Annotated in this window: 18 protein-coding genes; 3 read left to right on the plus strand and 15 right to left on the minus strand. The window is 64.6% G+C overall.

What is annotated here, in order from left to right; all coding sequences use genetic code 11:
- Positions 1-7: 7 nt before the first annotated feature.
- The 5 genes from ACWGTO_RS04150 to tagH form a co-directional block, all read right to left on the minus strand.
- Positions 8-2,425, minus strand: a complete 2,418-nt coding sequence (locus tag ACWGTO_RS04150) for a protein kinase domain-containing protein (RefSeq protein WP_454573600.1) — start codon at positions 2,423-2,425, stop codon at positions 8-10.
- The gene (locus tag ACWGTO_RS04155; protein WP_454573601.1) at positions 2,422-3,180 is read right to left on the minus strand and encodes a PP2C family protein-serine/threonine phosphatase; all 759 of its coding nucleotides are present in this window, start codon (positions 3,178-3,180) and stop codon (positions 2,422-2,424) included. Before ACWGTO_RS04155 ends, ACWGTO_RS04150 begins: the two co-directional genes overlap by 4 nt.
- A 157-nt stretch (positions 3,181-3,337) precedes the next feature.
- The gene (gene tssM, locus ACWGTO_RS04160) at positions 3,338-6,859 is read right to left on the minus strand and encodes a type VI secretion system membrane subunit TssM (protein WP_454573602.1); all 3,522 of its coding nucleotides are present in this window, start codon (positions 6,857-6,859) and stop codon (positions 3,338-3,340) included.
- On the minus strand, positions 6,856-8,382 hold the full coding sequence (tssL, locus tag ACWGTO_RS04165; RefSeq protein ID WP_454573603.1) for a type VI secretion system protein TssL, long form: 1,527 nt from the start codon (positions 8,380-8,382) through the stop codon (positions 6,856-6,858). The genes tssM (ACWGTO_RS04160) and tssL overlap by 4 nt, the downstream gene beginning before the upstream one ends.
- Before the next feature lie 238 nt (positions 8,383-8,620).
- A complete protein-coding gene (gene tagH / locus ACWGTO_RS04170) occupies positions 8,621-9,646 on the minus strand; it encodes a type VI secretion system-associated FHA domain protein TagH (protein ID WP_454573604.1) in 1,026 nt (341 codons plus the stop codon).
- A gap of 373 nt (positions 9,647-10,019) precedes the next feature.
- Between tagH and ACWGTO_RS04175 the strand changes: the two genes are divergently transcribed.
- The 3 genes from ACWGTO_RS04175 to ACWGTO_RS04185 are packed head-to-tail and all read left to right on the plus strand — an operon-like array spanning position 10,020 to position 13,959.
- Complete coding sequence (locus ACWGTO_RS04175; protein ID WP_454573605.1) at positions 10,020-12,353, plus strand: type VI secretion system Vgr family protein; 2,334 nt, start codon at positions 10,020-10,022, stop codon at positions 12,351-12,353.
- 7 nt (positions 12,354-12,360) lie between these two features.
- Positions 12,361-12,786 (plus strand): DUF6484 domain-containing protein, encoded by a 426-nt coding sequence (locus ACWGTO_RS04180; RefSeq protein WP_454573962.1) that lies wholly within the window; start codon positions 12,361-12,363, stop codon positions 12,784-12,786.
- A gap of 9 nt (positions 12,787-12,795) precedes the next feature.
- Entirely contained in the window at positions 12,796-13,959 is a 1,164-nt protein-coding gene (locus tag ACWGTO_RS04185; protein ID WP_454573606.1) for a hypothetical protein, read from the plus strand.
- Between the two features lie 52 nt (positions 13,960-14,011).
- Here the strand turns inward: ACWGTO_RS04185 and ACWGTO_RS04190 are convergent, their stop codons facing one another.
- From ACWGTO_RS04190 to tssJ, 10 genes are all read right to left on the minus strand, one after another.
- Positions 14,012-14,947 carry a hypothetical protein gene (locus ACWGTO_RS04190; RefSeq protein WP_454573607.1) on the minus strand — a complete coding sequence of 312 codons (936 nt, stop codon included), beginning with the start codon at positions 14,945-14,947 and terminating at the stop codon, positions 14,012-14,014.
- Positions 14,948-15,051: 104 nt separating this feature from the next.
- On the minus strand, positions 15,052-16,140 hold the full coding sequence (locus ACWGTO_RS04195; RefSeq protein ID WP_454573608.1) for a DUF2169 family type VI secretion system accessory protein: 1,089 nt from the start codon (positions 16,138-16,140) through the stop codon (positions 15,052-15,054).
- Positions 16,141-16,143: 3 nt separating this feature from the next.
- A complete protein-coding gene (locus ACWGTO_RS04200) occupies positions 16,144-16,632 on the minus strand; it encodes a hypothetical protein (protein ID WP_454573609.1) in 489 nt (162 codons plus the stop codon).
- A gap of 1 nt (position 16,633) precedes the next feature.
- Entirely contained in the window at positions 16,634-17,047 is a 414-nt protein-coding gene (locus ACWGTO_RS04205) for a hypothetical protein (RefSeq protein ID WP_454573610.1), read from the minus strand.
- An 11-nt stretch (positions 17,048-17,058) separates the two neighbouring features.
- Complete coding sequence (locus ACWGTO_RS04210) at positions 17,059-17,916, minus strand: DUF4150 domain-containing protein (protein ID WP_454573611.1); 858 nt, start codon at positions 17,914-17,916, stop codon at positions 17,059-17,061.
- Positions 17,917-17,918: 2 nt separating this feature from the next.
- On the minus strand, positions 17,919-18,458 hold the full coding sequence (gene tagF / locus ACWGTO_RS04215) for a type VI secretion system-associated protein TagF (protein ID WP_454573612.1): 540 nt from the start codon (positions 18,456-18,458) through the stop codon (positions 17,919-17,921).
- Positions 18,440-21,979, minus strand: a complete 3,540-nt coding sequence (gene tssM / locus ACWGTO_RS04220) for a type VI secretion system membrane subunit TssM (protein ID WP_454573613.1) — start codon at positions 21,977-21,979, stop codon at positions 18,440-18,442. Before tssM (ACWGTO_RS04220) ends, tagF begins: the two co-directional genes overlap by 19 nt.
- A gap of 1 nt (position 21,980) precedes the next feature.
- Complete coding sequence (gene icmH, locus ACWGTO_RS04225; RefSeq protein WP_454573614.1) at positions 21,981-23,312, minus strand: type IVB secretion system protein IcmH/DotU; 1,332 nt, start codon at positions 23,310-23,312, stop codon at positions 21,981-21,983.
- A 4-nt stretch (positions 23,313-23,316) separates the two neighbouring features.
- Positions 23,317-24,651 (minus strand): type VI secretion system baseplate subunit TssK, encoded by a 1,335-nt coding sequence (tssK, locus tag ACWGTO_RS04230; protein WP_454573615.1) that lies wholly within the window; start codon positions 24,649-24,651, stop codon positions 23,317-23,319.
- 58 nt (positions 24,652-24,709) lie between these two features.
- Positions 24,710-25,162: a type VI secretion system lipoprotein TssJ gene (tssJ, locus tag ACWGTO_RS04235; RefSeq protein ID WP_454573616.1), complete on the minus strand. Its 453-nt coding sequence runs from the start codon at positions 25,160-25,162 to the stop codon at positions 24,710-24,712.
- Position 25,163: the final 1 nt, after the last annotated feature.

Here is a 25,163-nt window from a genome sequence, read left to right on the forward strand (position 1 = left end):
GTCCGTGCTACCCGCCGAGGCGGAAATATTTGGCGGTCGCCGAAAATGCCGAGGTTCTGGCGCCGATCTCGTCGAGGATCCTGGGCAACAGCACCGAGGCCGGCGTCGGCGTCGAAAAATCCGCCGCCTTGATGTTGTCGGGACCGGTGATCACCATGATAATCTGCGGCAGCGCCTTGCCTGCCGCCTTGTCGGCGGCGCCGAGCGCGATCGGGATGCTGAAAGTCGCCTTGTCGGCTTGTGCGACAACCCGGTCGTCGAGGTTGAAGGCGATGCCCCTGTGGTCGATCAGGATCACACTCGACACCAGCCCGCCATGCGTCACCAGCGTGCCGTCGATCGGCGAACCGTCCGGCACCGATGTCTGGTCGAGCACCAGCTGCGGTCTGTCGGCCGTGCTTGCCCCCATGAAACGCAGGAAGTCGGTGATCCCGCATTGAGGCGGCTGGATGAGGCGGACGCTGATGTCGGGCTCGACATGGAACTTGGCCTGGAATTTCCCAAGCAACTGTTCGAACGGCGGAACCGACGTGCTGAAGCCCTCGATCGCGACGCCCTTGTCGGTGGCCGATGTCACCGTCGCATAAAAACAGTCACCACCATTGAAGCCTCGTACCCAGGTGACCCGCTCCGCGGCCGCATCCGTGGTCGGCGGCACCTCCGGTTTGGGCACATTCATGGCAATGTCGGGCTCTGCCGGCTTGTCGGCCTGCTCACCGCTGGCAATATCGGGCTGGCTTGGCTTGTTGGGCTCCACGATTGGTTCCGGCGCCTGTGCGGTCGGCTCAGGCTCAGGCGCTTGCGCCTTGGGCTCGGGCGCCGTGGGCTCGGGCGCTTGAGCGGTGGGTTCCGGCGTCGGTGCTAGGGGTTTGGGTGCCTCAGCCGTTGCTTCAGGTATTTGCGTGGTCGGCTCCGGCGCTGTCGCCTTGGGCTCTACCGGCGGGCTGACAGGCTCGGCGTTCTTCGCGGCATCGGGCTGTGACGGGCCGGATGGCGGTTGCAGCGCAACGGTCTTGTCGGTTGGTTCGGCTGGCTGCGGGGCTGCAGTGCTGGACGCGACTGGTGGCGTCGGCTGCGGCTGGACCGGCGCTTTGGCTTGATCTTCAGCAGGAGTCTCTGCTGGTTGCGGCTTTGGCTCTTCAGCCGGCGCAGTGTCCGGAGCGGGCTTGTCGGCGACGATCGGCTTTGTCAGTTCGGGTTGGAGCGGCGGTGTCTTGCCGGTATCGGTGACGGGAGGCTGGTCTCCGAATCCCACGATACCGGATGCATAGAGTCCTCCCAGCGATGCCACGACAACCGCCGCTAGCGCCGCGATCGGCAGGCTTCGGCCTGCAGCAGCCTTCGGCGGGGCGGTTGCTCGCCTGGGCGTTTCAGCAGCCGGTTTCGGTTGCGACAGATGCGCCGGGCGCACGTGCGGCACGAAGGCTGGCTCTGCCCTGCCGCTTGCGGGGGCCGCGCTGGGTCCTTGAGTCTGCGAACCCTCGATCTTCGAGACCGGCGCGGCGGTCTGCCCGGTTCGCGGCAGGCCCGGCCGGGGCGCAAGCGAGGCCGGTGGCAAGGTCGCGTCGCTGTCGTCGCGCGTCAACCGGGCGATTTCGGCCATGCTGGCCGGTCGATCATTCGGGTCGGGTTGCAGCATCGCTTCGACGATGTCCCTGAAATCGGCATCGATGCCGGAGAGATCAGGCACGGTCCGCCGTTTTTCGACGATCTCGTATTGCGAGCCGCCCATGTCGATCGGCTTGCCGAGCAGCGCCGCCGCCAGAACCAGCCCCAGGCTGTAGATGTCGGACTGCTCGCTGACCTCGCCGCCATAGAGCCCGAGCTGTTCTGGGGAGACATAGTTGTATTTTCCGGCGAACTTGCCGCCGATCAGCGTCTCGCCGCCCACTGCCGCCGATCGCGCAATGCCGAAATCGATGATCTTGGCGCGCTCGACCCGGCCGCCCGGCAGGATGATGTTGTCTGGCGAGAGGTCGCGGTGGATGGCGCCGGCCTGGTGCACCGCGCTCAGGCCCGACGCCAGCCGGTGGCACAGTTTGCGCACATCCTGCGTCGCCATCGCGCCGCCGCGCATGACGTCGTACAGCGATTGGCCGTCGACGAATTCCATCGCCAGATAGGGCCGCCCTATGCCGGGGTCGATGGTGAAGACGTGATAGCGCACGACAGCGTCATGCGACAGATGGTTGAGGATCGAGGCTTCCTTGCGAAACAGCGACAGGATCGTCTGGTCCCGGGCGAATTCCGGCAGCACGATCTTGATCGCGACGTGATCTCCGGTCTGGATGTTGTGGCCGCGATAGACTTCGCCCATGCCGCCCGACGCGATGCGTTCGTCGAGCTCGTAGATGCCGCTGAGCTGCGTGCCGACGCTGGTATCCGCCATATTGGGCAAGATGCGGGTCTTGTCGTCGGAGCTCATTGGTCGTGGCCTCCTGCACGCGACAGGCCATTGCCCTTGTCTCCGATCTTGACCAGCACGATGGTGACGTTGTCGGTACCGCCGCGCTCAAGCACCATGGACAGCAGCTTTTCGCAGGCAGCCTGTGGTGCTGCCGAGAGCGCCGCGGCCGCAATCTCGGCATCGCTGACATGCGCCGTCAGCCCGTCCGTGCTGAGGATGAAAATGTCGCCGGCAAGGGTCTCTCCCTGCTGGAAGTCGATGGCGATCTCGTCGTTGACGCCGATGGCGCGTGTGATGACGTTGCGCCGCGGCCAGTTCTCGGCTTCGGCGGCGCTGATCGCGCCGCTGTCGAGGAGTTCCTGGACCTCCGTGTGGTCGCGCGAAATCTGCGAAATCGCGGCGTCGCGCACGAGATAGACGCGGCTGTCGCCCGACCACAGGCAGGCGAACCTGCCGTCCATGGCCAGCAGTGCCGCAACGGTGGAACCGATTGTCACGCCGCGCGAGCGCGAAATCCGGCGGATCTCGGCGTGGGCCCGGTTCAGCCGGTCCTCGAAACGCGCGCGCAGATCCGGTGCCGAACTGGCGATGCCGATCGTTGCCAGATGCTCGACGATGCTTGCCGAGGCCACCTCTCCGGCCTCATGCCCACCCATGCCGTCGGCAACCACCCAGAGGCCGATCTGCGGCTCGACCAGATAGCTGTCTTCGTTGTGGTCGCGTACGCAGCCCTTGTGGCTCACGCCGTAGCTCTCAAAGGCGGCACCGCTCACTTGCCTACCCTCCGCAACGCCTTGGCTGACGTGCCTCGCCAGTCTGCCACAGGCCCATCCATTAGAGTATCGAAATCTAAGCCGCTGATGGCGGACGGTGGGGTGCCGCGGCTGTCTCTACGCCCCGCAATCGCCGATCCCGCCATGCAATTCCCCATCAGAAAGCCTTCGGACAGCTGAAGGCGGAAAGTGCCGGCAGCGTGAATGGGTTGCCGTCCTCCCCGGTCTTGATCGTGTAGGCGACATCGCGCCCGCCGATGACGAAACGCGCTTCGAGACTGTCGCCATTGGCGGTGACCTGTCCCTTGTCCAGCAATCGTTTCAACGCCCAGGGGCCGTCGAATTTGATTGCGGACTCGCGCCCCGGCAGCTCCGGCGTCAGGCTGAGACTGGCCGAGCCGGTCTTGCCCGGCCACGGGATCAGGCCCGGCGTGTTGCCGGCCTGGGTTGCCTGCAGCACCTGGCCATCGATGTTGAGCAGCGCCATGTCGGCATCGCCATGCAACGACAGCGGCGTGAAGGTAATGTTGATCGACGGTACTGGGCCACCAAGCGGAAAGAAGGCGGCGCGGATTTGCGCCGCAAGCTGGAAGTTCCTGAGCGTCGATTTCGCCAGATTGCGGCCGAACTTGGTATCCTGCTTCCAGTCCCAGTCCTGGCCGCTCATGTCGACCAGCGACGCCAGGTTCTGCGCGAAGAACCGGTCCAGGACACCGCCCGGAGAAAACAATCTGGCAAAATCCGCCATGGCGACATCGTCGGTGCCGGCGGGGGCGAATGGAAAGCGTCCGGCAATCACCTCTTCACACGGACGTCCGACTGTCTCTTCCAGCATTTCGTTGAGATGCGTGGTCGATGTTTCGGCGACGGTGCCCTCGAAATCATCCGCCGCCGCACTCACCATCCTGGCCAGCGCCTTCGGCAGCCGCGAGGCATTGGCGCGCAGCGTCGAGATCTGCAGCTGCAGATTGGCGTTGGCCTGGTCCGTCTGCGCGGGGACATCGGCCGCCAGCCGCACGCTTTGATAGATTTCGCGGAAATTCTGGGTCAGGGCATCGAGCGGCCGTTGGCCGGGCGCACCGGTCACCAAAGCTTGGAAAGACCGGAACTGGGCTTCGATATTGGCGCCGGGATCCTGGCTCTGCGTGCTCACAAATGCGGTCCCGGCCCGGCTCTGCGACTTGCGCGCCGCGAGCTCGATGCCGATGCGGGCGAGGCCCTTGGCCCGCGCGGCGGCTTCCTGGTCGCTGTCCTGGGAAGGCGCGGCCGGATTGCGCTCTTGCGTCAAAGCTGTTTCGCGCGCGATCGCCTCGAACAGCTGCATCAGCGGCGAGGTCGGCGAACCGGCTGCGGACAGCGCCAGATATTGCGGCTTGTCGGCGGCCATTGCCTTGAACTTCAACCTGTCGAGCACCTCGTTCCACGCCCCGGCAAAACCCTTGCCATAGCGATCGAGAAGCTCGGGGCCGAGCTTGAGCAAGTCCTGGTCGAAACCGCCTTGCTCGCCGCCGCTGCCGATCACCCACTGGTCATCGACCAGCGCCTGCGCCACCTTGGCCAGCTGCGCCAGATAGAAGTCGAAGCCGGCATGTGTGTAGAGACCGGGGACGCGAAGGCCGGCGAGATCGTTTCCGTCATTACGTTCGAACAGCACCGGCGCCTCCGGGCCGGCTTGTGAGGTCACCGAAAAGTCGCTCAGTTCCGCCGCATAGGTGGCCGACTGGATGAGCGCGGTGGCACGGTCGGCCAGCGTCATGCGGCCGAGCGAGCGCTGGGCGGATTCGACCAGCGAACGGTTGAGCTCGAACGAGGGGTCCTGGTCGTCGTCGAGCGCCAGCATGGCGCGCAGATGCTTCTCCAGTTGCGCCCGCCCGTCACGATTGTGCGCGCCGGGGTAGCGGTTCTGTTCCCAGTCCCGCTTCAGCCAGGTTACGACCAGCTCGTCATCCACTTTCGGCGCCTTGCCGCCCAGCATCAGGTAGATCTTCAACGGCTCATACAGCGCCATCGGATCGGCCATCCTGGCCTCGATCGTGCGTTCGAGCTGGAACAGCAGGCGCGAGCGGAACATCCGCTCCAGCCCCTGCCGGTAGGCAGTCTCCGAGGCGGACAGGATACGCTCACGCTGGCTGAGGCCGAACGTCGCCTTGGCCGGCGTCGGCTGGTCTTTCGCGTCATAGCCGGCCGGCAGGCTGCGCAGCGCATCGAGCGCGCCGATGACGGTTTCGAGGTCCGCATCGGAGATCGTCGTGTTTGCGAGCAGCGGCGCGGCTGTCTGGCGATATTGGCCGGCTGCCTGGCTGGTGGCCGCAATCAGCGATCTGTTGGCAGCGAAGCTCATGCCGAGGACGCCAAGTCCGGCCGCCGCTATGGCTACGATCGTCGCCAGGCCGGCATAGCGGACGATCGTAGCCCGCCTGTCGGCCGCCTTGTCATAGGACACCCAACCGGACTCCGCGAAGATGACGCGGCTCAACAGATCGTGCAGGAAGAAGCTTTTGCCGGTGCCGGAAAGATGCGCCTGGGCTTGTCTGCCGAAACTGCGGCCGATGCTGCCGAGCAGCTGGTCGATCGGCGTGCCTTCTTGCGTGCCTGAGGAAAAATACAGGCCGCGCAAGGGTGCGTTCAGCTGCTTGCGCGCCGGCTCGAAGACGCCATCGAGGAAATGCACGATCCGGCTCTTCAGCGCGCCGAGCTGCGCGGCGAAGCCGAAAATGGCGATACGGGCGACGGGGTCGGTCTCAGCCTGCAGGCGTTCGCTCATCTCCTCGCTCAGGCGCTTCACCAGCGCGTCGAACTCGGCCGGGGCCTCGCCGACCATGTTCAGGCCGCGCTCGGCGGTCTGAAAGGTTGCGCCCCAGACCTGGCGCCGGCGTGCTTCATCGAAACCGCCGAAAGTCTCCATAAATCCCGAGACCAGGTCGGCTTTGGTGAACAGCACATAGACCGGAAAGCGGACCTTCAGGACCGCATGGATTTCCTGCAGGCGACTGCGAATCTCGGCAACATGGGCGGCCTGCTCGCCGTCCGCCATCAGGTCGGCAAGGCTGATCGCCAGGATGACTCCATTGATCGGCTGCCGCGTCCGATGCCGCTTGAGCAGCGACAGGAAGGCGAGCCAGCTTTTGCTGTCGGTCCCAGCATGCGAGTCCTGCGTGGTGTAGCGCCCGGCCGTATCGATCAGCACCGCCTCGTCAGTGAACCACCAGTCGCAGTTGCGCGTGCCGCCAACGCCTGCCACCGGCTGCGCCTGGCCCGACCCGGCAAGCGGAAAGTTCAACCCGGAATTGACCAGTGCGGTGGTCTTGCCGGCACCCGGCGGGCCGATGACGATGTACCAGGGCACTTCGTAGAGGAAGTTGCGCCTGCCGCTCGACTGCCTGAGCGTGGCAACCGCTTCGGTCATGCGGGCTTCCAGCAGCTTTGCGTCGCTGCCGTCATCCTCTGCGCTGGCCATGGCGGCTTCCAGCGCTTTCTGCGCCTTGCGCCTTCGCCAGAGCCTGACTGCATAAATGACCACTGCCGTTCCAACGACAAAGCCGACGATCACTGCGCGCAGCCAGACGGGGTCGAGAGGCCGGCCGCCGTCGAAGCGGATCAAGGGGCCGGCGAACCAGACCGCGGCGGCAAAGCCGGCGAGCGCGAGCGTGCTGAAGATGCGCAGCAGCCAGCCGGTCACAGCGTCTCCTCCCGCGGGATCATTACATCGACACGGCGGTTTTTGGCGCGGCCCTCCGGTGTTGCATTGTCGGCGATCGGCTCGTCCTCGCCCTTGCCCTCGACCTTTGTCCGCGACGGATCGCTGAAATGCGCCGCGATCATCTTTTCGACCGATTGCGCCCGGGCAACGGAGAGGTCGAAATTCGACTTGAAGGCACTGGTCTTCTTCGGCTTGACGTTGTCGGTGTGGCCGACGATCCGGATCGGCCCGCGCTCGGCATTGAGAGCGGCCGCGATGCTGATGGCAACCGGTTCGAATTCGACTTTGACGTCGGCCTGACCGGACTGGAACAGCAAGGCATTGCTGATTTCCACGACAATGAAATCGCCCTTGGTGCCGACGCTGACGCCGCCAGCTTCGATCTCCTTGCCCAGGGCGGCGCGGATGCGATCGACCTGCGCAATCGTCGTCGGTGCTGCGACGACTTTCACCTCGTCGGTCAGCGGCACGAAGGCGGCACGCTCGATGGTGACCGGCGTCGCCGGATTGAGCGCCAGCAATTCGCCGGCAACGGCCTCGCCGTCATTGGTGATGAGAACGCGCAGCGTGAAAAAGGCTGCTGTCAAAACCGCCGCCGTCGCTGCGGCGATGGCCCAGAGTGGAATTCGCCTGGAGCCTTGCGCTGACGTCAGCGACAGGCCTCGCCAGCGCGGCGAGATGTCGTCGTCACCGGGGACGCGGAAATAGGCCAGCGTCTCGTAGACGTCGCGGCGGACACGCTCCAGGCCCTCGCGCGCCTGGCCGCGATACTGGCCTTCGAAGCCGAGCGACATGCAGACATGCATCAGTTCGATGAGGTTGCGGTGCGGCTCGGGCGTCGCCAGCACCGTGTTCAGCGCCTGGAAGAAGCCGGCGCCGGTGGGTTTGACCTGGAAGAAGCGCGACAGCATGGCGTGTTGCGCCCATCCATCCCGGCTGGAGCCGGGCAGGTTGGCGATGATGTCGTCGGCGGCTTCGCAAAGCACATAGCTGGCGATGCGCGCATCCTCTTCCGAGGTATCGGTCCGGGCGATCTTGCGGTCGAAATCCTCGATCAGTCCGGCGACATGCCCCGCCAGCGGCTCCGTCTGTCTTTCGACGGCCACCAGCCGCAGGTGCCCAAGCAGCATCAGCAGGGGCGCCGCGGCGGCGACGATCGGGTTAGCCGTTCCATAGTCGATGCCGTCGCTGGCGCCGAGCAGCGCATCCCACGGCGTTTTCCCCACCGCTGCGGCCGGAAACGACGGATCGGCAGATGCCTCAGTGAAAGGCGCGCCTTGATAGATCACGGTCCCCGTGACGTCGGCCTGCGCTGGCGGCTGGCGGCCGGCGTTGGGATCGAAAACCGTCGGCTCCGGAATGCCGGCAGGGGCAATCACGGTGCTGTCGGGCGCCGGCGCATCGCGGGCGAGAACCGTCTTTTGCTTGCGGCCGGGATTGGGGCGGCTTGGGCGGATGACGGTCTTGCCGGCCGGATCGAAAGGATCGTCCTTCGAGCTCATCGCCGGTCCCTGCCTCTACGCGCGCGTCACGCGACGCACGGCGCCATGTCCGCGCGAACGCGGACCACAGGACGCTGTCTCGCCGTGACATGACATCTGCCGCAGACCCCCGAGGTCGACCAACCGTACCCGCGTGCTCAATTGTCGTATGTGATCGTAGTCTCAGAAGGTTCCGATTGAAACCCGGCGCAATTTTGGTCGCCAGCCGGTGCCCGCATCGGCCTCGTGGCAGGCGAGGTCAGCTCTTGCCTACCGGTTTCTGTTTGGCGGCCTTGGCATAGGCTTCGCTGAAATAGGTGAGGAATATGTCGAGGAGGCCGTTCTCGTGCGCCTCCTCCTTGGCCCGCCACGTTGCGACCAGCGCGTCCCAGGCGCGCGTCTTCTTCGAGGCAAAGGAGGACGGCGGCAGTTTCTTGGCGATCGCCTCGGGTGACAGATCATCGAGCAACCGCGCCAGAGCCGCCTGCATGGCGGCGAAGGTGGCGAATTCATGCGTCTTGAGGTCGTGGAAGGCGTCTTCGATGCTGTGTCTGGCATCGAGATAGCCGGCCCTGCGGCGGGCAAACATGATGTCGAGGATTTCGTCTGTCCCGGGCACGAATTTCAGCGGATTGTTGTCGGCGGCGTTGATCATCGTTCGATCGCTGGTCTTGGCCAGGACCTTCGCGGCGGCGCGCGCCTTCAACAGCAGCACCAGTTCGTCAACGACGATCCGCAATACGGCGCCGATTTCGCCGGCCACCTCATGCGGCTGGCGCAGCAGGAGCACTTCCGGCGGAATGCCGGCGCCAGCGGCAATCGCGCGCAGGATCTCGTCGGCCTGCTGTGGCCGGCTGGAGCCCGATGCGGGTGGCGCGGTCGGAGACCGTGGCGATGCGACATGGTCCGGAAAGGATCCGGCAACGGGCATCTGCCGTTGCGTCGAACCATGGCCACCGAAGGCCGCGTTCCCGTCATCGATCGAAACCGCCACGGTATAGCGACCGATCCGGAGCCGGTCACCTTGCGCGAGCCGGTGCGGGCCGCTCAACCGCTGGCTCGACCCATTGACGAAAGTGCCGTTGCGCGAGACGTCGTAGAGAAAAAACGCGCCGCCTTGGTAGCGGATCTCGCAGTGCCGGCCGGAGATGAATTTGTCCGGGTCGGGCAAGGTCCAGGCGCAGTTCTCGCGCCCGATTTCGAATCCGCGGTCGCGCGATGCGTAGCCGGGCGGCAGCCCTGCGGGCAGGACATCGACATTGCTGATCTGCAGACTGATGAACATGCGATATGCCTGTCGACCGCTGGCGTTCCCATTGATCCGATGCGCCACAGTCTAGCAGCTTGCGGGCACAGCGGGAGAGCGGCGTTTCACACTGGCGACAGCGGCGCAAACAGGACCTGACAGTCGCTCGTCCTCTTTGGTCTGCCACAGAACATGTGGTAGGCTCAACACGGCCTGGGGTGGCAAGTTGCGAAATGTCCCTGAACGTGAGGTCGTTAACACAAGAAGGGCTTCGAACCTGCCACACTAGAGCCTGTTCCATCCCGACAGGTCGGGATGGGGCTCTACTTCCTTGTTTGAGCATGATCGTTTCCGAAAACCGGACCCACTTTTCGGGATCATGCTCCGGCCGCGTCCAGGAGGGGCACGACCCATGCCGAGTGAACAACGCGCCGCACTTGTGCAGACGCCGGTCGGCGCCGAGCTGTTGACCTTCACGCATCTCGTCGGCCGCGACGAGATCAGCCGCTGTCTTGCCTACACGGTGGGGTTTGTCAGCACCAATGCGGATATCGATCCGCTGAAGATGCTGGGCGGCGTCGTTTCGATCGAAGGCGAGTCCGATCCCAAGCGCTGGTTCAGCGGCCTTGTCGCCGAGTTTCGTCTCACCCGCATCGAGGATCGGTTGGCCTATTACGAGGCGGTCGTCAGGCCGTGGCTGTGGTTCCTCGGCAATACCACCGACTGCCGCATCTTCCAGGACAAGACCGCCGTCGAGATCGTCGAGGAGATATTCTCCAAATATGGCGGCATCGCCAAGTTCGAGAAGCGCCTGCAGGGCTCCTATCCGCCGCGCGAATATTGCGTGCAGTACGATGAGAGCGACCTCGATTTCGTGCAGCGGCTGCTCGAGCACGAAGGCATAATGTACTTCTTCGAGCACGCCGAGGGCGAGCACAAACTGATCCTGGCCGACGCCATGAGCAAGCTGAAGCCGGCGCCGGGCTATGAGACCGTGCTCTATCAGTTCGAAGGACAGGGCTCACGCCGCGACGTCGAATACATCACCGAATGGATTCCAGGCAGTGCGGTGCGCCCCGGCGCCTATGCCCACACCGACTACGATTTCGAGAAGCCCGCCGCTGACCTGATGGCGAAGTCGGCGCAGCCCTTCGGCCACAAGCAGGCCGCAGGCGAGAACTACCGCCACCCCGGCGCCCATCTGGAAGTCGGCCGCGGCGACAGCCTGGCGGCGATCAGGCGCGAGGAGATCCAGGCGCCACACATGCGCATCGCCGCCGTCGGCACGGTGCGCGGTCTTTTCTCCGGCTGTACGTTCAAGCTCGACGGCTTTCCCCGCAAGGATCAGAACAAGGAATATATGGTGGTCAGCGCCGAATACCGGCTGTTCGATCCGGGCTATCGCGCCGGCGTCAACACCGACGGGGAGAATTTCAAGGTGGTGCTTGGCCTCGCGCCGACCTCGGTGCCTTATCGGCCGCCGAGGATTACGCACCGCCCGATCATGCGCGGGCCGCAGACGGCGACCGTGGTCGGCCCCTCCGGCGAGGAAATCTTCACCGACAAATATGCCCGGGTGAAAGTGCAGTTCCACTGGGACCGCCTCGGCAAGAAGGACCAGAAGAGCTCCTGCTTCGTGCGCGTGTCGCAGACCTGGGCCGGCAGCGGCTGGGGCTTCATCCAGATCCCGCGCATCGGCCAGGAAGTGATCGTCGATTTCATCGAAGGCAATCCGGATCTGCCGATCATCACCGGCCGGGTCTACAACGCCTCGCAGATGCCGCCCTACGGGCTGCCCGGCAACGCCACGCAGTCGGGCTGGAAATCCAATTCGTCGAAGGGCGGCGGCGGCTACAACGAGCTGATGTTCGAGGACAAGACCGGCTCGGAGCTCGTCAATTTCCAGGCGCAGAAGGATCACCACCTTCTGATCAAGCACGACCGGAACAAGACGGTACAGCACGACCAGTCCGACCGCATCGACCACGACGCCAAGCACTCCGTCGGCCACAACCTCGATGAGGACGTCGGCAACAACAAGACGGTCAAGGTCGGCGTCGACCAGACCACAAATATCGGCAACAACGACACCGAGACGGTGGGGACGAACCGCTCACTGACGGTCGGGTCGAACGAGACGATCGGCATCGGCTCGAACTCCACGGAGACGATCGGTGCCAATCACACGCAGACCGTGGCGATCGTCCAGACGATCACGGTGGGCGCGGCTCGGATCGATTCGGTCGGGGCCGCTGAGACCAGGACTGTGGGCGCGATACAGACCAACACCATCGGTGCTTCGCGCTCGGTCACGGTCGGCGCGGCGCAGAGCCACGACATAGGGGCGGCCGACAGCTGGAACATTGCGGCAGCCCAGACTGTTAATGTCGGCGCGGATCAGAGCTTCACTGTCGGCGGCGCTCAGGCATCGCAGATCGGCAAAGCCAGATCGGCGAAAATTGGCGCCGATGACGCGACCGAGATTGATGGCGGGCACATGCTCAAGGTCGGCAAGGGCAGCGGCATCGACATCACGGAAGACAGCTCGATCAAGGTCGGCAAGAACCTGGTGATAGAGGCGGGTGACTCGATCACGCTCAAATGCGGGTCAGCCTCGATCATCCTGAAAAAGGATGGCACCATCGTTGCCGACGGCAAGGATATTTCGCTCCTGGGCAGCGGCAAGATCACCGTCAAGGCCGATGGCGACGTGGTCGTCAAGGGAAGCACGATCAACAACAACTGAGGACGTCATCATGGAAGTGCTGGAGCGTATCGACGGCGTCGTGATCGGCCTGCTGATCGGTTTCGAAGGTGGGGCGCCACTGGTTGTTTTCGTCGGCAACCCGCGCCAGACCGCGATTGCGGCGCGCAGCCTGACGGAGCTGGACGTTTCGGCGATCGGGTCCGAGCTCGCCTTGCTCTTCGAGGGCGGCGACCCGACGCGACCGCTGGTGGTCGGGCGTATCGTCGATCCGGCGCCCCGCAGCAGGAGCCTTGAAGTCATTCGTGACGGCGAGCGTGTCGTCATCACCGGCGATGAGCGCATAGAACTGCGCTGCGGCCTGGCATCGATCATTCTGGAGAAGAATGGCCGCGTCACCATTCGTGGTACCCAGTTGACCAGCCAGGCCAGCGGCACCAACCGCATACGCGGCGGGGCCGTGCATCTCAACTGAGGCGTACCGATGCACCGCATCGCGACCATCGCGGCCATCGTGGACCAGCATGCCGAGGACGCGGCGTTCCTTTGGCTGCGCCGTCGTCAGGAGATCGACGGTCCAATCCTCGACGAGACCGATATCGGCCGCATCGACCAGCGGCTCGAAGCCAACCTCGAAGGGCTCATGGCAGCCGGCAACGCCGGCTGGGCGGCTGCCCAGGCGCTCTTCACCGACTACGCCAAACCGGGTGAACTCTTCGTGCTCGGCACCCTGGCGATGCGTTGGAGCGATGCCAAGCTGGTGACCTCCGCGATCGACGCCAGCGCAAGCTTGGGTGAAGCCGGCATATCGAGCCTGTCTGGTGCGATCGCGCGCACGCCGCGCGAAAATCTTCGGCCGTTCGTGGCGCAGTGGCTGGACACGCGCGACGCGCGGCTTCGCTGCCTAGGGCTGTCTGCGCTGTGGCATCATCGTGTCGATCCGGGACCGCGCCTGCTTGATCTTGCCAGCCATTCCGACGCGAGCGTCCGCTGGCGCGCCGTCCGGCTCGCCGGCGCGCTAAGGCGGCGCGACCTCCTTCCAGCGGTCTTGGCTGGCCTTGATGGCGAGACCGCGAAAGAACGTCTTGCGGCGGCCTTCGCTGCTTGCCTGCTTGGCGAGGCCCGGTCCGCGCATCCGGTAATCGACAAGATCGTGTTGACGCAGCCAGACCAGGCGAAGGCTGCCATCGAACTGCGCCTGCTGACGACGCCGCCGAAGCCCAGCAAGACCTGGCTGCAATCGCACCTTGAACAACCCGTATCGCGCGTGGCCGCCACCGCATCAATCGGCCTCTTCGGCGATCGCGCGGTCATGCCGTGGCTGATCGAGAAGATGCGCGATCCTGAACTGGCATCGGCAGCGGGTGCCGCGCTTCGCGATCTCTTCGAAGTGGATTTTGGCGACACCGATCTTTTTGTTGCCGATCCTGCTGTTCTTGGCAAGGATTTTGCCCATCTCGAAGACAGCTCGCTGCCGGCGGCCGATCGCGTCGAACCATGGTGGGATCAAGGGCGTGGCGGACGCGATCACCGTCCTTTCAGGTCCATGCGCCGGTTACGGCTCGACGCTCTGCGCGCGGCAATCGCTACACCCGACGCGCCGCTGACAGATTGGCGCGGCACGCGCCGATTTCCCGCCTGGATGTGACTTCGAAAGCATCGACCCAAGTGGTAACCGGTCGAGTTGAGTGTTCGCAACTCTATCGCTGGGTCATGCGGGCCACTATCGCTGCCGCCCGCAGGCCGTTCTCGGAGGCGAGTTCGCAGGCAACCGTCGGGCCTGGCGCGTAGTCTTTGAGAAAACTGTCGGCGGCCAGCATAAGGGCGAGTGCTCCACCGGCGGCTCCGACATCGCCGATCGTCATGGCCGGATAGGCGGTAGGCAGCCTTTCGCGACGTGTGCGATAGAAGCGCGGCCGTGCAATCAGTTGCTCCAGGCCGCTGTAACGCTCGCCATTGCTGTTGCTGATGACGAAATCGATTTCGGGCTCGGAGGGCCCAGATCCGGCTACCGCATCGCGCAGGGCGCCGAGCAGGGCGCGGCCTTGGCTGTAGCGATCCGACAGGACACTGTCCTTTTCTTGGGCCACGCCGACGCCATGGATGGCGGCATGGACATGCGATTTGCCTTCCGGGCTGCGGGTCAGCCGGACGAAGGCTGCCGCTTCGCCCGGAACAAGGCCTTGTGCGTTGTCCTCCCCCTTGAGGCGCCCAGCCTGTCCCAGTCGAGCCAGATCCGTGTCGTTGACGAGGCTGTCGACACCGCCGAGCAGAACTTGCTTGACGCCTTGCTGTTCCATGATTTCCAACGCGCGTTCAAGCAAGCCAATGCTTGCGGCCGCGCCGCCGTCGGTTGCTCGCGAAGCTGCATGAAACTCCTTGCCGGTGGCCTTGATAACCGCGGCGAGGAACTCTGGTGGCGCAATATCCTGATAGGCTGGGTGTTTGCGAAAGCTTTCGGGTGGGGTGAGCAGGATAGCGGTCGCTTCCGAGGTGCATGTACCGGTGCGAAGCGCTTCGTTTGCGGCGCGTGCGGCCATGTTGACCAGCCACTCGCCGTCTGTACGTCGTAACTGATGATGCGTGGGAATCCGCGCGACGATCTGAACAGCGCCGAACGGTTCGGCCAGGGTCATTTCCTCGAAAGCCGAAAGACTTGCCCGGATTGCGGCAAGTGTCTGCCGGGCATTGAGCCCGGCAGCGGTAACCGCGCCACCACCCGCGACATAAAGCGGCCGTTTCATGGCTGCCAAACCGGCTGGCCGCGCAGCGTGCCGTCGCCGCCAAGCGGGTTCACGTAGGCTTTGCGTTTGCGCAACGCGCTCAGCAGCACCGGTGAGACGTGACCGAAAACAATCTCGCGCAGGGCAGGGGCATTGCGCTTGGTGACAAGGGAAAGGCGCGCCTTCAGCGATACGCGCCAGAGATCCGGTTCGATGATCACGGTATCGGCGTGAAAAACGTGTTCCTCGACGCGGTCGTCATAGACCAATCGTATCGGCGCCACGATGCGCGGCAGCCGGAAGTCCCACCGTCCGGTCGGAGTGAGGCCAACCAGCGAAACGTCTTCACGGCCACTGGAGTGCGGCAAGTGCTGATCGGGTGGGGCACAAAGATTGTACCGCGGGTCGAAATCCGCCGGCGGCAAAGGCCATTGCGTGTCAATCCATGCTTGGTCGTAGGTTCCGGCGTAGCCGATGCGTGGCTGCCAACCGCGACCGAGCGCGCCAAATCCGGCTGGCTTCGGTCGGTCGGAAGGACTGAGGAAAGGTTCTCCCGGATAGGTGACATTGGGCGCCTGCGTGTTGACCGCCGGATCGGCCGACCGGGCATGGTGGAACCCCACACCGACCGGATTGCGCAGCTCCATCTTCCCGTCCGGCGTGGTGCCGCCATAGGCTCGTTCGTAAACGATCGGCATGGCTCTGAACGGATGCGGGGCGCTGTAGCTGCCGGCGTCGTAGATGCGGTCGCCGACAACATTCAGCACTTTGCGAACGCTGCCGATGCTCAGGCCGATTTGCATTTCGCGGACCGGCTTGCCGTTCGGCGCATGCGCCGTGCCGTTGACGATAACTTCGGCCGCAGGCTTCTTCGGCACTATATCGGCCTCGTAGCGATTGGAGGACAGAGCGGGATCGCCAAAAGGTACATCGCCAAGCGCCACAGGCAGCTGCTCATCGGCGGGCTTCAGTTCGGCATTTTGACCAGGTGCTTCGAAGCTCGCTGAAAACATCGCCACCAACACCTCCTGGCCCTCGGCATTCACCTGCACGTGGGTGGCGGCGGCGAAAGGTGTACGGTTCTCGAGCCAGACGTTAAAGGCCATGGTTCAGCACCACTCACCCATCTCATCGATCCCGATCGGCCAGTAGGGCATGCACGCGATCAGCCTGACGAGATCGGTCTCGCCCGCCTCGATCAGCCATTTGAGGAGCAGTTTTTCGGGTGGAACCGCCTTGTTGCTGCCGACCGATTTGTTGATGCGGTCGCATTCCATCCAATAGCCGCGAACGGCCCAGACCACATGGGGGTTGGATGCGGGACCTGCGAGGCGCTCGTCGAAAGCTTCGGCAATCGCCTTCTTCTGACTGAGGCCAAGGTCTTTCTGGGTCTCGATCGTATCTTCCCACCAGGCTTCCGCGATATCGTAGGCCAGCTTCAGATCGTTGACGTAGTTTGCAAACACTTGCCCGTGCTCCGGCGAAGCCTGTTCCAGAGAGATGTCGGCGAAAGACACGGCCTGACTGCGCACATCACCCGGCTGTGCAAGCAACCTGTCTATACCGTCCTCGGTGCTGAAAAGGGTGATCAGTGCCATGTCACACAGGGTCCTCATCCGGGGTCAGGCCGACCGGCACGTAACAGATGCCGTCGACAAGCTCGTAGATATCGGGCGCCAGATCTTCGATGTCGTAGATCAGCAGTTCGGCATGGTCGCCAATGTCGACCCCCTCCTCGTCGTCGTCCTCGCCCCACATCTCCTCGGTAATGTCGTCGTCTTCATCGTCCTCTTCCTCGAGGATCGCCTCATCGTTCAGCGCCTCGATTTCGAAGTAGTATTTGCGGAAGATGGCAAGCGTGCGCGGGTGCCCGGAAATACCGGTTGGCCACCGGGTGAGCATGGTTTGCTCGCCTCTCAGGGCACACATACGTTTCCACCACGCGCGGAGTTCGGGTGCGATAGCGCGCAACTCTGCCACGTAGCGGGTCTGAACATCGTCGAGTGCAGCCATTTCTAGTCCCTCTATGCGAAGTGCGAAGCATTCATGCGCTTGGAAAACGCCCTGGCTTTTGAGCCCTGGCTTCGCTGGTGGCTGGTGCAGTGCGGCTTGACCGTTGACGGTTTGGAGAAATGCTTCTTGAACTCCGCCGCACCCATGTGGCATCCGCCCATTCTCCAGGCAACCACCAGCGGCGGCTGGTGGTCATGGATCATGTAGTGCCCCTTGGTTTTCTGCCTGTTGATCTTGGCCTTGAGCTTGTCGATCCTGGTCTGGAGCTTCGCGCCGTTTTTAAGCCGCTTGCGCATGTTTGCCAGGTCGCGCTGGCATTCCCAGCAGGCCTTGCCGTTTACCTTCTTGGCCTGTTTCGACTTCCGGCTCGGGCGATGCTTGCGGCCATTGTATTTGCGCGCGCATTTCCTCAAGCGGTCCCCCTTTGGGAGGCTCTTGAAGAAATTCACCAACGCCGAACTGTCGATGCAGTTGGGCGGGTCGCTCATCTCGTTCTGGCCCATGGGGTCGCCGTGGCGATCGACGCCCTTGCCCTCCACCTTCACGGTGAACGACCACAGCTTGAACGCACCCTTGCCCTTGATCTTGTGGGTTACAACTCCCGCGCCGAGGCCCTGGGTAGCCGGCTCGTCGCCAGTGCTGGTGGCGACTTCCGAAGAACTCTCCAGCGCGGTGGGATTGCCCTGGATCTTGACGCTCTTGCTGCCCTTGGTGAGATCGCTCGCCGAAAGCATGTTGACATACGGAACCGGCACCGGGACGCCGGGTGGAGTAGGCGGTGACAGGCACACGTCGCCTGGCGCGATGCCCTTCCCATTGCTACCCTGGTGAAAGAAGCCCATGCCATCGGCATAAACGCTGTTGCCCATGGTCAGCGCGCCCCGACTTCAGTCCGCGCCGCGCGCATGGCCGGCAGGGCGTTGGCCGCAAGATCGTGGATGTCGGTGAATCTGAACTCCCTTACCTCCCAATCGTCACTCCAGAACGCGATCCTCTGCGTGTCGTCACCTGCGACAGGTGCCTCCAGTTCCTCAAGATAATCGGCCAGCCGCGTTTGCGAGGAATGTTCCTCCACACAGCGCTGGAGCAGTTCAGCCACCGCATCGAACCACTTGTTGACAGGCTCTGGCGGCGGGCCGAGCCGCACGATGGCGAAGGGGTAACGACGGCCGACGCGATCCTCGCTCATGCGCCAGACGCCGGCGCAGGGCTGGTCGCCGAAAATGCCGGCCTGGACGATGAAGCGCCACACGCGCGGATCGAGCTCCCCCTCGTCTGGCCTCTCGCGCAATTCCATCGACATCCACCGGTCCCAGCGGTCGATGAAAGTCCGCGGCAGGTTTACGGCGACGAAATCTCCGGTCGCCGGAATCTTGCCGAAGAAGCCGGTGTTCATATCTGCGGCGGACATGAGAATTTCTTGAACATCTGGAGGTTGTAGGGATTTTCGACGCTCGCCGCCTTGAGCTTGAAGTCGGCGTACACGCCTTTCGTCCCCAGCCGCAGGCTGTAGACGTCGGACAGCGAGGTGCCGGTGAAGCGGCCGCCGCGCAGCATCCTCAGCCATGCCCAGCTGCCGGTTTCGTTGAGCATGATTTCGGGCGAACCGTCGATCGGCTGGAAGGCGAGCGAGATGACGCCGGTACCGTCCTTGCCGGGCCAGGTCATCGGCTGCGGCCGCGTCGCATTGTTGAAATAGACCAGGCTCTGGCCATCGAGATTGAGCGTGACACGGGTGACGTTCGGCGACAAATCCGTCGGCTCCAGCGTAAAGGCCATCACCGGGCCTTGGCCGCCGGGAAAGAGATCGTCGCGAATGCGCCGCGCCTGCTCGAAGGCGGCAAGTGCGGACGGGTCGAGGCCGAAATCGGCGCGCCATTTCCACGGCTGCGCCGAGGTGTCGACATAGCCGATCAGGTGATCGTTTATGAACGCGTCGATCATTCCGGCCGGTCCGAACAGGCGGGCAAAATCTTTGACATTAACATCGACCGCGCTGTCGGGGCTGAACGGATAGCGGTCGTTGAGTGCGGCCTGGCAGAAGGGCAAGATGTCGGCGCGCCAGATGGCGTTGAGCTCCGACGCCACCGCCTTCTGCGTGAGCCCGCTGGTGTCGCCGGCAATGCCGCTGAGCCACGTGTTGACCGGGTCGGGCAGGATCTGCGCCTGCCGGGCGACGGCGCCGGTCAGCTCGGCCAGCCCGCCCTGTTTTTTGATCGCGTCCTGCGGATCGGGATTGGCGGTGACCGTCTGCAGCACATTCGACAGCGCCGTCAGCGCCACCACCGCGGCATCGAGCGCCGGCGGCTGGCCGTCGACCTCGGCAATCGTGCTCTTGAGCGGTTTGAAGTGCTCGGCCACCAGCGAGCCGGTCAGGTCGACTTCGCTGGCCGAGCCGGCGCGCGGCAGCAGCTTGGCGCCGGTCTTGACGATCTTGCCGAGCTTGCCGAGTTTGCCCAGCAGTTTCGAGCCGCCCTTCGCCGCCGCCTTGTCGTCGGTCGCCGGCGCCTCGTCGGAGCGGGTGAGGTCGACCTCCTGGACCACCGCCGTCAGCAGCCGCTTCAAGGCGGAATCGGCGCTGGAAAGATCCTTCAGATTCTCGCTGGCGATGTTGAGATCGCTGAGCGGCGCCAGCCGCATGTCGCGCAGGAAGCTGTCCCACTGCGCGATATAGTCGTCGTAGTAGAGCTTGAGGATGTCCTCCGACAGCGCCGACACCGACGTTTCGGAATTCTCCGAGCAGCCGCCGGCAAACACGGCGCGGTCGAGTGCCGCCTGGGCGGCGACGTCCTCGACCCGGTCGAGGATCGCATCGTGGAAACCGTCATAGGTGAAGGCGCCTGATATGCCGACGCGCAGCGTCTTGTCGGAGCGTCGCGAGAACACCTTGGCGCCGTTCGGGCCGGCGAAATTGGCGGGGATCCATTCCTTCAATCCGGCCACCGCCGGGTCGGCCAGCAGCTGCTTGTAGGCGCGCGCCGGCAGCGAGATGGTGCAGACCGTTTTCAGCGCTTCGGCAACCAGCGCCTGGTCGGGCGCTATGTAGCTGTCGTCGACCGCCATGCGGCGGATCGCGGCCAGCTGATGCTCTTCGGCATCGGCGGTCGGGAAGGGAGCGGCCGGCGCGAATTCGGGCAGGTCGTTCACCCACCAATTCTGCACGAAATCCGAATCCATCTGCGACAGGCCGGTCATCATGCGATAGGTCTTCAGCGCGCCCAGCATGAAGTCCGGATCGCGGATCTGCCGCCACATGGTCGCTTCAAGCAGCGCCACCATGCGCGGCTCCAGCACATTGCGCAAAGCGTGATCGTAGGTGTCGGTCTGCGCCCGCATCATCTCGGCGGAAGCCGATGGCCCGAGCAGATCCTGCGCCTTGTCGGGAGGCCCGGTCCTGGCATTGGCGACCTCATCCATGGCGTTGAGGGCAACGTCCATCGCCGGCTGCTGCACCGAGGCGGGCGTCGCGGCGGTCGAGGTGAGCGGCGCCTGCAGTGCCTCGAACTGGCCGGCCTGCGCGGCAATCGCATTGCGGTTGTCATAGTAGGACCAGGTGAACAGCGAGCCGGCCAGGATGGCAGCGGCCGCGCAGGCGGCTGCGGCGCCGCGCCAGATCCAGCTGCGGCGGCGCTGTGCCAGCGGATCGAACGTGCCGAGCCCGGCCTCCTTGAAGATCACCTCGGTCAGAAGGTTCTTGAGGAAGAAGCTGCGCTTTTCAAAGCGCTGCGCCGGCATCGAACGCCGCGCCGGCAGGCCGAAGGACGAAGCGAGCGCTGCGGTCAGCCGGTCGATCGGCGCGCCTTCCTGTGTCGCCGACGTCAGATAGAGGCCGCGCAGCCAAGCGGCTTCCTCGTAGCGGCTCTCGCCGAACATCGCCTCTACCAGCACTTGGATCGGCTCGGACAGGCTTTGCAGCTGCGCCGGGAAGCGGAAGATCTCGGCCCGTTCGGCGAGTTTGTCCTCATCTTCCAGCCGTGGCACCAGCCGCTTCTCGAGCTCCCTCGAAAGCGTCGAGATTTCGCCCGCGATCGTCCTGGCATCGACGCGCGCGTCGAGCGGGAAGGTCGTCCCCCACACCTGTTCGCGCGCCTGTGTCGACAGGCCGCCGAAGAAAGCCTCGAATCCCCTGATGAGATCGGCCTTGGTCAGCATGAGATAGACCGGCAGGCGGATTTCCAGCCGCTCCTCGAGTTCGGCCAGTCGCCTGCGGATCTTGCGGCCATGCGCCTTGACGGCTTCGTCGCCTTCGGAAAGCGCATCGATTCCAAGCGCGACGATGACGCCGTTGAGCGCACGGCGGCCGCGATGCTTCTTCAACAGGTCGAGGAAGCCCAGCCATTCGGCGGCGTCGACGTCGGGCTGGCTCTCCTGCTGGACATAGCGGCCGGCGGTGTCGATCATCACCGCGTTTTCGGAGAAGAACCAGTCGCAATTGCGCGTGCCGCCGATGCCTTGCAGATCGTCGGTGAGATCGATCGGAAAGTTGAGGCCGGACTGGCGCAAGGCCGTCGTCTTGCCGGTCGCCGGCGGGCCGACGATGACATACCACGGCATTTCGCGCAGGAATTTGCGGTTGCCGAGCTTGCGGCGCTTCAGCTCGACCATGACGTCCTGAAATTTGGCGCCGACCGCGGCGACGTTCTCCTCGCCGGGGCTGAGCCGCTTTTCCTCGACGGGTGCTGCGATCTCGGCGACGAACATGCGGTTGGCACGGATCGCACGGCGTTGCGCGATGATCAGCCAGATCAGCCAGAAGATCACCAGCAGCGCAATGATGACGATGCGCACCGTCTCCGAGGCCATCGGCACATAGTCGCCGACCCGCACGATCGGGCCGAACACCCAGATGATCAGCGACAGCAGCGCCAGGCCGATCAGCGTCCACAGGAAACGCGAGGTCAGGACAGCCCAGAGGAAGCGCAGGATGAACATTTCACAGCCTCTTCTCGACCAGCACTTCAACGCGGCGGTTGAGCGCACGGCCTTCCCGCGTGGAGTTGTCGGCCACCGGATCGCTTTCGGCGCGGCCTTCGGAAGATATGCTCTCCTTCGGCACGCCGGCTTGTATCAGAAGCTCGGCTATGGTTTCGGCGCGCGCTTCCGACAGGCGCTGGTTGCTGGCAAGCGGGTTGGACTTTTGCAGACGCACATTGTCGGTATGACCAACGACGGTGATCTTTCCGATCAGGTCCTTGTTGTCGAGGATCACCTTGGCGATGGACGCGATCAAAGGCTCGTAGCCCTGGGTGAGGGTTGGACGCGACGATTGGAAGAGTTCGGGACTGGAAGCCTGGATAACGAGCTTGGCCAGCGAGACGCTCTCCGTGCCGCTCAGCGCCCTGCTCGTTTCCGCCGGCGCTGCCTTCTGGAATTCCGGCAGCAGCGCGTAGTCGACGGCAACCGGCAGGGGTGGCGGCGCGTCGGCCTTGGGGGCAGCGCGCGTGACATCAGCGCGCGTCGGCGGCGGCAGCGCGCGCACCAGCGCCGAAAGCTCGACCGCCTGGCTGCTCAGCCCCATCGACAGGCCAATATGGATGGCGGTCGCGATGACCGCGGCGGCCACCGCCATCACCCAGATCGGCACGATGAAGCGCTGCGGTTCGTCGGACGCGATCACGCCCTTCCAGTTCGGCGACAGCGGCGCGCCTTCGGCATCGCTGTCACGCAGAAAGCGCGCCGCCGCCACGCGCACGGCATTGAGCGAACGGTCGCCGGAGCGGCCGGGCACGCGATATTTGCCGCGGAAGCCGAGCGCCATGCAGTGATACTGCAGCTCCAGCATTTCGCGGTCGCGGTTGGGATGGCGCTCGAGATCCTCGAGGCGGGCGAAGAACTGCGCGCCGGCATCGACGTCGCCGCGCAGCATAACCACCAGCGGCTGGCGCGGCCATGCGCTGGCCCCGCCCCACGGCGTGTTCAGCGCCAGATCGTCGAGCAGTGCTGCCACAAGCCAGGCCGCCTGGTCGGCCCGCTCCAGCGACGAGCCTTGCGCCATGGTGGCGTCGCGGCAGCGCACGAGTTCGTCGAGCAGCCTTGTGCGCAGCGCTTCCGGGTTCTCCGGCGGCTGAGCGTTTTCCAGTTCGGGCGCAAATTCGAGCAGCGGCGAGAACGCGTTGACGAGCACGTTCGGGTGCGCGCGCGCGGAGCGCTTCGCAGTCACGCCTGACGCCGGCAGCGGCATGGCGCGCGGCGTCGGCGCTCCGCTCAGGCGGATGCGCGTGCGCTCCCGATCCTCGGACAGTCCGAATGGATCGTCCCTGCTCATCATCTCACCTGTTGACCGAGTAGCAGTCGACCTGCGGTTCGCTGGGCAGCACACCTGAAACGCCGATCACAAAGCCGGGCGCTTCGAGCAGCGAGGCCCAGTGCTCGCTTTTCTGGTCGAGTTCGAGACACAGCCGGTCGCCGTCATAGGGAATTTCGCGCGGCTGCGAATGCAGTGGCTTCAGCGGAATGCCGGGCAGGCGCGACTTCCAGAGCCCTTCGAATTCGCTGGCGGAGCCGACGGTCGCCTGGTTGACGAAAATCTTGCGCAAGGCATCCTCCGACAATTCGGAGCCGATCCGCACCACGATCCTGCTCGCCACCAGAAGTTTCGGGTTGTCGATGCGGATCTTCCAGACATTGGTGGCATGCCGCATGACCGGCAGGGCGCGGGATTTCGGCTCGATATAGCGCAGGCTGAGGATCAGCGAACGCAGCGCGTCGGCCAGCGCCGAATAGGCGGGGCCCGGCGCCATGTGGTCATAGACCGGCAGTTCGCCCAGCCGCCTTGCACTTGATCCGTAGGTCGCCATCGAACCGGCAAGGCCCGCCAATTCCATATAGACCTCGGCTGGATGGAAGACGTCCTGCGCCAGCATGTGCGCCAGCCGCGGTCGGGCGGCGTTGACCAGGTTGAGGATCAGAAGATCCTCGACGCTGCGCCCCGGACCGCCGAGCACCATCTTGCCATGCGCCTCGGCGATCTGATCGAGGCCGGTGACCACTTCCTGCAGCAGGCGGCTGTACCAGGAGGCAGCACCTATGACCAAGGTCGGCGGCAGGAAGGTGTCGTCCAAGGCCACGCCACCATCGGCGCGAACGCCCTTGAGTTCGCCGACCGGCAGCGCGGTGTAGCCGCCGACGGCCGTGCCCGGCGCCAGCAACAGCGCCTGCGGTCGTGCGATCTCGATTTCCTCGGGGTCGGAACCACCATGCACGGCATCGCGCACCGACACGATCCGGCCACGATAGCGCGCGCCCGATGGTTCGGCGTGCGCCGGGTCGAACCCGACGCCGCCGGGCGGTTCGAGCGGCAGCGCGATCAGCACCGGTCCGGCACCCATCTCCGGCGTCACCGCCAGCGGCCGTGGCGCATCCATTGTCTCGGGGATCGAAAACGGCGTCCCGTCGGGAAAGATGCCGCGCGCCGAAAGCACCGAGATCTGGCCGGCATCGAGCTGTGCCTGATCGAGCGTCAGCGTCCGAAAGCCGAACGTATGCAGATGCCCGGCCTGCAAGGCGCCGCGCACCGTCGCCTCGAAGAAGCGGTCCTGTTGCTGGAAATGCTGGGTGCGAAGGAAAAGCCCCTCCGACCACAGCACCCTGTTTGCATCGCTCATGCCGGCACTCTCTGCTTCCTGCTCATCACCCTGGCGCGGCTTTGCGGATCTGCCGCCGCTAGGCGGAAATGCCGCCGCTGCCGAGCGTCACATTGACGGTGAATTTCGATCCCGGTGACACCGACTTGGTCGTGCGCCAGTTGCGTCCGCCGGGTTCCCGGATCAACGCGACGAAGCCGAGTGCGGCCACTTCCGGTTCGACCGTGATCGTCTTCGACGCGGTCTTGCCCGGCCCAACCGAAATCGTGTCGGAGCCGACGAGATCGCCGCCAAGGGCGGAGCCCGCACCGCCTTGCAGGGCGAAGTAATCGGCTGAATTGAAGGCGCCGGTGCTCTTCAGGCGCAGGATCATTACGGTCACCGGCCTGTCGCCGCCGCCAGGTCCCGGGTTCATGCCGGCGCCGCCGGCGAGGTTGACCGTTATGACGGAAGGTTTCGGCGGGCCGCTCTGGCAAGCCGTCAGCAGTCCCGTAGCCCCGATGGCCAGAATGAATTCGCGTCTGTCGATCATG

The organism is Mesorhizobium sp. PL10 (assembly GCF_053714315.1).

What these genes read in the sequence shown, in the direction of transcription:
- ACWGTO_RS04150 (WP_454573600.1), bottom strand. Translation starts at nt 2,425, where the DNA reads ATGAGCTCCGACGACAAGACCCGCATCTTGCCCAATATGGCGGATACC.
- tssL (WP_454573603.1), bottom strand. Translation starts at nt 8,382, where the DNA reads ATGAGCTCGAAGGACGATCCTTTCGATCCGGCCGGCAAGACCGTCATC.
- tagH (WP_454573604.1), bottom strand. Translation starts at nt 9,646, where the DNA reads ATGTTCATCAGTCTGCAGATCAGCAATGTCGATGTCCTGCCCGCAGGG.
- ACWGTO_RS04175 (WP_454573605.1), top strand. Translation starts at nt 10,020, where the DNA reads ATGCCGAGTGAACAACGCGCCGCACTTGTGCAGACGCCGGTCGGCGCC.
- ACWGTO_RS04185 (WP_454573606.1), top strand. Translation starts at nt 12,796, where the DNA reads ATGCACCGCATCGCGACCATCGCGGCCATCGTGGACCAGCATGCCGAG.
- ACWGTO_RS04190 (WP_454573607.1), bottom strand. Translation starts at nt 14,947, where the DNA reads ATGACCCTGGCCGAACCGTTCGGCGCTGTTCAGATCGTCGCGCGGATT.
- ACWGTO_RS04195 (WP_454573608.1), bottom strand. Translation starts at nt 16,140, where the DNA reads ATGGCCTTTAACGTCTGGCTCGAGAACCGTACACCTTTCGCCGCCGCC.
- ACWGTO_RS04200 (WP_454573609.1), bottom strand. Translation starts at nt 16,632, where the DNA reads ATGGCACTGATCACCCTTTTCAGCACCGAGGACGGTATAGACAGGTTG.
- ACWGTO_RS04205 (WP_454573610.1), bottom strand. Translation starts at nt 17,047, where the DNA reads ATGGCTGCACTCGACGATGTTCAGACCCGCTACGTGGCAGAGTTGCGC.
- ACWGTO_RS04210 (WP_454573611.1), bottom strand. Translation starts at nt 17,916, where the DNA reads ATGGGCAACAGCGTTTATGCCGATGGCATGGGCTTCTTTCACCAGGGT.
- tagF (WP_454573612.1), bottom strand. Translation starts at nt 18,458, where the DNA reads ATGTCCGCCGCAGATATGAACACCGGCTTCTTCGGCAAGATTCCGGCG.
- tssM (WP_454573613.1), bottom strand. Translation starts at nt 21,979, where the DNA reads ATGTTCATCCTGCGCTTCCTCTGGGCTGTCCTGACCTCGCGTTTCCTG.
- icmH (WP_454573614.1), bottom strand. Translation starts at nt 23,312, where the DNA reads ATGAGCAGGGACGATCCATTCGGACTGTCCGAGGATCGGGAGCGCACG.
- tssK (WP_454573615.1), bottom strand. Translation starts at nt 24,651, where the DNA reads ATGAGCGATGCAAACAGGGTGCTGTGGTCGGAGGGGCTTTTCCTTCGC.
- tssJ (WP_454573616.1), bottom strand. Translation starts at nt 25,162, where the DNA reads ATGATCGACAGACGCGAATTCATTCTGGCCATCGGGGCTACGGGACTG.